Below are 7,223 nucleotides of genomic sequence, written 5' to 3'. Positions count from 1 at the left end.
AAGAGGCAAGATAACAGGGGCCAGTGGCGGGTCGAAGAAAAGATGCTGGAGCAGTACATCCAGGAACGCTATGCCGAGGCCAGCCGCATGATCCAGGAGTCCCGCGCCAAGTCGATGTGACCGGCTAGCGCACCTTCCAGCCGCAAAAGCAGCAGGACCGACTGCGCCGCCGCTACAGACCGCCCGTCTTGCGTGACCTGATCATGGCAAGCCCGGCGAAGGGTATGGCAGAGACCTGGCTCACGCCCTGGCTCCTGCGGACCTCGCCGGGCGTGACCACGGCCAGGTCGATGTAGTCACTGCCCACGCGGTCGATCACTCCTGCCAGGCGGACGAGACCTGCAGCACCGCCAACGGTCACCGCCAGCTCCGCCCTGTCGCGTGCAAGGCCACGCAAGGAATGCGCGAGCCCAATCGATCGGCGAACCGCGGAATTTTCTGCTTGCGCGTGCCGCCCCAGTCCGACATAACGCGCCACGGCCGCGTAGGGAACAAGCACTTGGCTCTGCTCATCGTCCAGGACCAGCGCATCGGCCCCGGCATGTGTGAGCTCACCGTGTACGGTTTCCCCGCAGAGAAGATGGACGCCAATCCGGTAGCCCACCGATGCCCGCAGCCTGTCCTCAACCGGCAGGCTTACCAACTCGGCGCGGGCCCGCTCATTGATTTCGGCGTCCAACGACAACCGGTCAATTTCTGCAAGTTGGCTTTCGATGTCATTGAAAAGTGCATCCCAGCGCATTCCGCCAGCGTAAGTTGCCCTTCCGCCCCGGTCAACGCAGCCAGGATTTTCTCTCCAACGTCTGGACAAAAGACCTTACATCGGTCCAAACTGAATCAAACAATATCAAATGACATCAAAAGGAACGATGATGGATTGCAGGGAAGAAACACGGTGGTCGGACATCGTGTCGGCACTTGCCTTGCTCGTGCTCGGCGTCGCACTTTGGTTTCTGGGCTCCGGACTTGTCGCCCAATGGCAGGCTTCCGCCGCGCGCAATCAGGAACCATCCGTGGAAGTCCTGTTGGCGGCCGCCGCATCAGCGGCCGGTGCCGGCATTTTGCTGTGGTGGACGTTTGCGATCGTATGCGCCGGTTCAGGAGTCCTACTCGAGCGCCTCGGCCGGCGTCGGTCCGCGGCAGCCATGCGCCGGTTCTCTCCTGCATTCATGCAACGGGCCCTGGTTGCAGCCCTTTCGATCCAGCTCCTCGCGGGAGCGGCCGCACAAGCCGCCGCAACCCATCCGGGGCCCGCATGGGGCCCCACACCCAGCCACTCGTCGTCGGCCCCCTTCAGCCCACCACCCACGAGCAGCATTCCAGACACGGGAGGAGGAACCGTGAAGGAACAGTCCGCAGTGGAACCGCCAGGGAGCATCCCCGCAACGGAAGGACAACCCGGGCCCCAACCGCCCGCCGCCATGCCGGCACCCGGATGGCGTCCCGCTCCTCAGGTAGTGGAACCCGGCCTGCTCGCCGCGCCAGGGAGCAGGGCAGCAAGTGGAGCTGCTCCCGGGACCGGGGCTGTAACCGTGACCGTACTGTCCGGGGACACACTGTGGGCCATCGTAGCCAACCAGCTTGGCCCCGGCGCCTCGGATGTGGACATAGCCCTCGAATGGCCGCGCTGGTACTCGGTGAACCGCGGGCAAATCGGCGGGAACCCGGATGTCCTGCTGCCAGGCCAGATCCTCCGGGCGCCGCAGCCGTCGTAACTGCACTTTGCTACCTGGCAGTGGAACCAGCCAACTAAATGAAGGGGAATCCAATGATTGCTGTGACACCAATTCGCGCCAAGCAGGACGTGACGGCGCTTTCCGGGAACAAGACCGGTGGGCCGGGGATTGCCGCCAGCGGGACCTCGTCCGCAGGGCGTTTCCGGGGAGCACGTCCGGCACCGCTGCGACCAGTCGACGAGGCCGCGGAAGTGCGGGCCATCACCCGCGGGACCATCCAGGCCTCCATGGAGGTCCTGGCCGGAATCCGGCCCGTCCACCAGCTTGCACGCCGGCTGGATCCACGGTGCCTGTCGGCCCTTCAACACCGGGCAGCGTTGATCAGGCGTGAACTGACCCGGACTGGCAATCCGGCACTGGCCCGGCTTCACCGGAATTCAGTGGTCCGCTCGGTACGCGTCTGTGAGGTGTCCGATGGAATCTACGAGGCCAGCGCCGTCGTTGTGGATGACGTGCGCGCCCGCGCCGTTGCTGTGCGCATCGAACGGAGCAAACAGGTGTGGCGGGTGGTCGAACTTGTCATCGGGTGAGAGAGCGCCCGGAGAAGCCGACAGGGCAGGGAACAAGAGGTTCCCTGCCCTGTCGGCGGATGCCGGCGCCTTGGTAAGCCCGGCGGGCTAACGCTTCTTCTTCTTTGCGGGGCGCTTTGCTGCGTCCTGGGCGGCCGCCTTGGCCGGATTGCCGGAACGTCCGCCTGAGCGGGTTTCCACGCGGGTCTCGGTTCCGCCGCCTTCGCTGGGTGCCGTGTACCGGAGCTGGGCAGGCTTCTCGGGTGCTTCGAGACCGGCCGCCCGCAGTTGCGGATCCACGTGCTCGGTGTGGCCGCCGGAAGCATCCTGGACCACGACGTCCTGGGCGGGAGTGACTTCCACCTCGAGGTTGAAGAGGAAGCCGACGCTTTCCTCCCGGATGGCTTCCATCATGGCCTGGAACATGGCGAAGCCTTCACGCTGGTATTCCACGAGTGGATCGCGCTGGGCCATGGCCCGCAGGCCGATGCCCTCCTTGAGGTAGTCCATCTCGTAGAGGTGCTCCTGCCACTTGCGTCCTATGACCGACAGGACCACACGGCGCTCGAGTTCGCGCATGCTCTCGGAGCCAATCGCTTCCTCCCGCGCCTGGTAGACCAGGCGGGCGTCAGAGAGGATCTCCTCCTTCAGCAGCTCCACGGTAACCCGTGCCTTGCCGCCGGCTTCTTCGATGATGTCTTCCGCCGTGACACTGACGGGGTAGAGCGTCTTGAGGTTGGTCCACAGCTGGTGGAAGTCCCAGTCGTCACCGTTGCCCTCCGCCGTGGCGGCATCAATCAGGGCCACAATGGTGTCCTCGACGAAGAACTGCACCTTCTCGTGCAGGTCATCGCCCTCAAGGATGCGGCGGCGGTCGCTGTAAATGGCTTCGCGCTGGCGGTTCAGGACGTCGTCGTACTTGAGGACGTTCTTGCGCTGTTCGGCGTTGCGGCCTTCCACCTGGCCCTGCGCCGAGGCGATGGCCCGCGACACCAGCTTGGATTCCAGCGCGACGTCGTCCGGAACTGAGCTGTTCATCAGTCGTTCGGCGGCCCCAGAGTTGAAAAGCCGCATGAGGTCGTCCGTCAGGGAGAGGTAGAAGCGGGATTCTCCGGGGTCACCCTGGCGGCCGGACCGGCCGCGAAGCTGGTTGTCGATGCGCCGGGACTCGTGGCGTTCGGTGCCCAGGACGTACAGGCCTCCCAGATCCAGCACTTCCTCGTGTTCGTCCTTGACGGACTGCTTGGCTGCCTCAAGGGCTGCCGGCCAGGCGGCTTCGTACTCTTCGGAGTTCTCCTCCGGGTCCAGGCCGCGCTTGGCGAGCTCGGCCACTGCGGTGAATTCTGCATTGCCGCCCAGCATGATGTCAGTACCGCGGCCGGCCATGTTGGTGGCCACGGTGACGGCGCCCTTCCGGCCGGCCTGGGCAACGATGGCCGCTTCACGGGCGTGGTTCTTGGCGTTCAGGACCTCGTGGCGGATTCCTTCCTTTGCGAGCAGCTTGGAGAGGTACTCGCTCTTCTCCACGCTGGTGGTGCCCACCAGGACGGGCTGGCCTTTTTCGTGCCGCTCGGCGATGTCCTTCACGACGGCGTCGAACTTGACGACCTCGTTCTTGAACACAAGGTCAGGCTGGTCGATCCGCTGCATGTCCCGGTTGGTGGGAATCGCCACGACACCGAGCTTGTAGGTGCTCATGAATTCGGCAGCTTCCGTTTCGGCGGTGCCGGTCATGCCGGACAGCTTGCCGTACATGCGGAAGTAGTTCTGGAGCGTGACGGTAGCCAGGGTCTGGTTTTCCGCCTTGATCTCGACGCCTTCCTTGGCCTCGATTGCCTGGTGCATGCCTTCGTTGTAGCGCCGCCCGGCCAGGATGCGTCCGGTGTGCTCGTCGACGATCAGCACTTCGCCGTCCAGGATGACGTAGTCCTTGTCCCGCTTGAAGAGTTCCTTGGCCTTGATGGCATTGTTCAGGAACCCGATCAGCGGGGTGTTCGCGGACTCGTACAGATTTGAGATGCCGAGGTAGTCCTCGACTTTTTCGATGCCGCTCTCCAGGACGCCCACCGTACGCTTCTTTTCGTCCACTTCGTAGTCCTTCTCGGGCTGCAGCCGGAGCACTACCTTGGCGAATTCGCTGTACCAGCGGTTGGTGTCACCCTGCGCCGGGCCGGAGATGATCAGCGGCGTACGGGCTTCGTCGATAAGGATGGAGTCCACTTCGTCGACGATGGCGAAGTGGTGGCCGCGCTGGACCAGTTCGCTCCTGTCCCACGCCATGTTGTCGCGCAGGTAGTCGAAGCCGAATTCATTGTTGGTGCCGTAGGTGATGTCCGCGGCGTACTGCTGGCGGCGTACGGCCGGATCCTGGTTGGCCAGGATGACGCCGCTGGTCAGGCCCAGGAAGCGGTACACACGGCCCATGAGTTCGGACTGGTATTCGGCGAGGTAGTCGTTCACGGTAACCACGTGGACACCCTTGCCGGAAAGCGCGTTCAGGTAAGCGGGAGCGGTCGCCACCAGGGTCTTGCCTTCACCGGTCTTCATTTCCGCGATGTTGCCCAGGTGCAGGGCGGCGCCGCCCATGAGCTGGACGTCGAAGTGTCGCATTCCGAGTGTCCGCGAGGAGGCCTCGCGGACGGCGGCGAAGGCTTCGGGAAGAAGGTCGTCGAGTTTCTCGCCATCCTGGTGCCGCTCGCGGAGGCGGTCGGTCTCCTCCCGCAGTTCCGCGTCGGTGAACGTCTTGAACGAGTCTTCGAGGGCATTGATGGAGTCGGCATAGTTCCGCAACTGCCGGAGTGTCTTTTTGTCACCCGTGCGGAGGATTTTTTCGATAAGTGATGCCACGTGAAGATGCTCCCAGTCTCATGCCGCCGAATTCTGGCGTGTTCAGTCTACGGGAGAGACACCCGGCCGTTACTCCCTTTTCCCTGAGAGCGGATAGTCCTGCAGCCGCCCAAGCTCCTGTGTCAGGCATGCGGCGAGATCTCCCGCCGGGCCGGCTTCCACGTCGGGCAGGCCAAGCCATTGGCCCATGAGCTTCAGCTCTGCAGCCAGTTCGGCGGCGGTGTCCCCGGGGGCGTCCGGCTCGGCAAAAGCGGACCTCACCAGCAGCCTGCCCCCGGCGCGGTCCGCTTTCACGTCCACCCGGGCCACAATTCTGTCCCGCAGCAGAAAAGGCAGCACGTAGTACCCGAAACGCCGTTTGGGCTCCGGGGTGTAGATCTCAATCCGGTAGTGGAAGCCGAACAGTTCCAACAGGCGCCGCCGCTCGAAGACCAGGGAGTCGAACGGGCTCAGCAGGGCCCGGCCGTTGGCGCGCCTTGGCATGGCGGCTTCCACGTGCCGGAAGACTTCGCGGTTCCAACCGTTCACGTTGACGCGTTCCAGCCTGTCTTCCGACACCAGGTTCTCGACGGCCAGCGCGGTCGCCTTCACAGGTGTCCGGAAGTAGTCGGCGAAGCAACGGACGCTTCCGATCCCGTGCGCCATGGCCGCCGCCTCTGTCAGCCGCTGGAGCGCGGCGGCCGGATCGGACGCCGTGGCTTCGTTCGAAGAAAATGGCAGGACCTTGGCCGTCAGGGTGTACTTGCGCTCGAACTGCCCGGTCCTGGCGGCAGCTGACACTGCCCCTTCTTCGAAAAGGTGTTCCAGGACCCGTTTCACAGCGTTCCAGTTCCACCCCCAGTTCTCGGTCTGCCGTTCCTCGACGTGGCCGATCCTGGCTGTAAGTTCCGAGGCCGTCATGGGCCGGGACGTGGCGAGGACGGAAAGGATCCTGCCGGCCAGGTCGCTGCGGAGTTCCGGGTCCATGCGTGAGGCACCCACCCATGACCGCTTCTGCCATTGCAGGAGGTCACGGTAGTGCTCGGGCCGGATATAACTGGCCTCGTGCGCCCAGTACTCCACCATGCGGCGTGGCCGCTGCGCGGACATGCGGTGCAGGATTTCGCGATCGTAATTGCCAAGGCGCGAAAAGAAGGGCAAATAGTGACTGCGGACCAAGACGTTGACGGAATCGATTTGGACGAGCTGGAGACGGGCAAAGGTACGGCCCACCGCCCGTGCTGTCACGGGGCCGGCGGGCCGTCCTTTGTGGAGTCCCTGTGCTGCCAATGCGATGCGCCGTGCCTGGTCAAGGCTCAGCGATGCTGACATTCAGTCCTCTCACGTGGTGGTGTATTCCACCTTACGCGTTGGCGGGTGCGTCGTCGGAGCGGTACGCGAGGATCTTTTCCTCCACGACGGTGTCGCCGGGCTCGCACTCGTGGTCCAGGGTGATGACCCCGTAGGTCCAGCCACGACGGCGGTACACGACGGAGGGCGTGTTGGTGGCTTTGTCCACGAAGAGGTAGAAGTCGTGTCCCACCAGTTCCATGTTGTCCACGGCGTCATCGAGGGAGAGCGACGCCGCGGGGAAGACCTTGCGCCGGATCAGCACCGGTGAGCTTCCCGCCGGGATGTCGTTGTCGACATCATAGGGAGACTTGTTGTCGGCGGCCTGTACGGTTTCATCCCGGTGGTTTGCCTCAAGGTACAGCGGCTCGTGCGCGCTGGCGGGTTCAAGCGATGCGGTGGCCTCGCGAACGGCCTTGGGGGTGTGGCGCCCGTGGTGGACCTTCTTGCGGTCCTTGGCCCGGCGGAGCCGCTCAAGAAGTTTGTTGTAGGCGAGGTCAAAGGCAGCAAATTTGTCTGCGGCGCTCGCTTCGGCACGGATCACGGGTCCGCGGCCCAGCACTGTCACCTCTACGGTCAGCTGGTCGCCGGTTTGCCGGGCATTGGTCTCCTTGGAGACTTTCGCGTCGACACGCTGGACCTTGTCACCCAGCGATTCGATTTTTGCGATCTTTTCCCCGGCGTATTCGCGGAACCGGTCTGAAACGGTCAGATTTCGTCCGCTGATCATAAACTCCATGGTGCCCTCCAAATGACTTCGGTGACACGACGGCGGCACTTCCCTGGGCCCAGCTGTCTGACA

The 7,223-nt window shown here is 63.9% G+C and carries 6 protein-coding genes; 2 read left to right on the top strand and 4 right to left on the bottom strand.

All coding sequences use genetic code 11. The annotated features are described in order from the left end of the window. Positions 1-172 precede the first annotated feature (172 nt). Positions 173-742 (bottom strand): hypothetical protein, encoded by a 570-nt coding sequence (locus DC347_RS17090; protein WP_109863788.1) that lies wholly within the window; start codon positions 740-742, stop codon positions 173-175. 790 nt (positions 743-1,532) lie between these two features. On the opposite strand from DC347_RS17090, the gene DC347_RS17085 reads away from it, so the two are divergent. Together DC347_RS17085 and DC347_RS17080 are read left to right on the top strand one after the other, a co-directional pair. Then, positions 1,533-1,715 carry a LysM peptidoglycan-binding domain-containing protein gene (locus tag DC347_RS17085; protein WP_109863787.1) on the top strand — a complete coding sequence of 61 codons (183 nt, stop codon included), beginning with the start codon at positions 1,533-1,535 and terminating at the stop codon, positions 1,713-1,715. Positions 1,716-1,768: 53 nt separating this feature from the next. Further along, entirely contained in the window at positions 1,769-2,266 is a 498-nt protein-coding gene (locus tag DC347_RS17080) for an Rv3235 family protein (RefSeq protein WP_109863786.1), read from the top strand. Positions 2,267-2,353: 87 nt separating this feature from the next. Here the strand turns inward: DC347_RS17080 and secA are convergent, their stop codons facing one another. The 3 genes from secA to raiA form a co-directional block, all read right to left on the bottom strand. After that, on the bottom strand, positions 2,354-5,092 hold the full coding sequence (gene secA / locus DC347_RS17075; RefSeq protein WP_109863785.1) for a preprotein translocase subunit SecA: 2,739 nt from the start codon (positions 5,090-5,092) through the stop codon (positions 2,354-2,356). A 69-nt stretch (positions 5,093-5,161) separates the two neighbouring features. Further along, on the bottom strand, positions 5,162-6,403 hold the full coding sequence (locus tag DC347_RS17070) for a winged helix-turn-helix domain-containing protein (RefSeq protein ID WP_109863784.1): 1,242 nt from the start codon (positions 6,401-6,403) through the stop codon (positions 5,162-5,164). A 31-nt stretch (positions 6,404-6,434) separates the two neighbouring features. Further along, a complete protein-coding gene (raiA, locus tag DC347_RS17065; RefSeq protein WP_026264258.1) occupies positions 6,435-7,160 on the bottom strand; it encodes a ribosome-associated translation inhibitor RaiA in 726 nt (241 codons plus the stop codon). Between the last annotated feature and the right edge of the window lie 63 nt (positions 7,161-7,223).

The organism is Pseudarthrobacter sp. AG30 (assembly GCF_003116525.1).
Lineage (GTDB): Bacteria > Actinomycetota > Actinomycetes > Actinomycetales > Micrococcaceae > Arthrobacter.
This window is presented reverse-complemented; position numbering and strand designations above follow the sequence as displayed.

Bases quoted from the DNA above. Each gene is read 5' to 3' on its own strand.
- DC347_RS17090 (WP_109863788.1), bottom strand. From the start codon at position 742: ATGCGCTGGGATGCACTTTTCAATGACATCGAAAGCCAACTTGCAGAA.
- DC347_RS17080 (WP_109863786.1), top strand. From the start codon at position 1,769: ATGATTGCTGTGACACCAATTCGCGCCAAGCAGGACGTGACGGCGCTT.
- DC347_RS17070 (WP_109863784.1), bottom strand. From the start codon at position 6,403: ATGTCAGCATCGCTGAGCCTTGACCAGGCACGGCGCATCGCATTGGCA.
- raiA (WP_026264258.1), bottom strand. From the start codon at position 7,160: ATGGAGTTTATGATCAGCGGACGAAATCTGACCGTTTCAGACCGGTTC.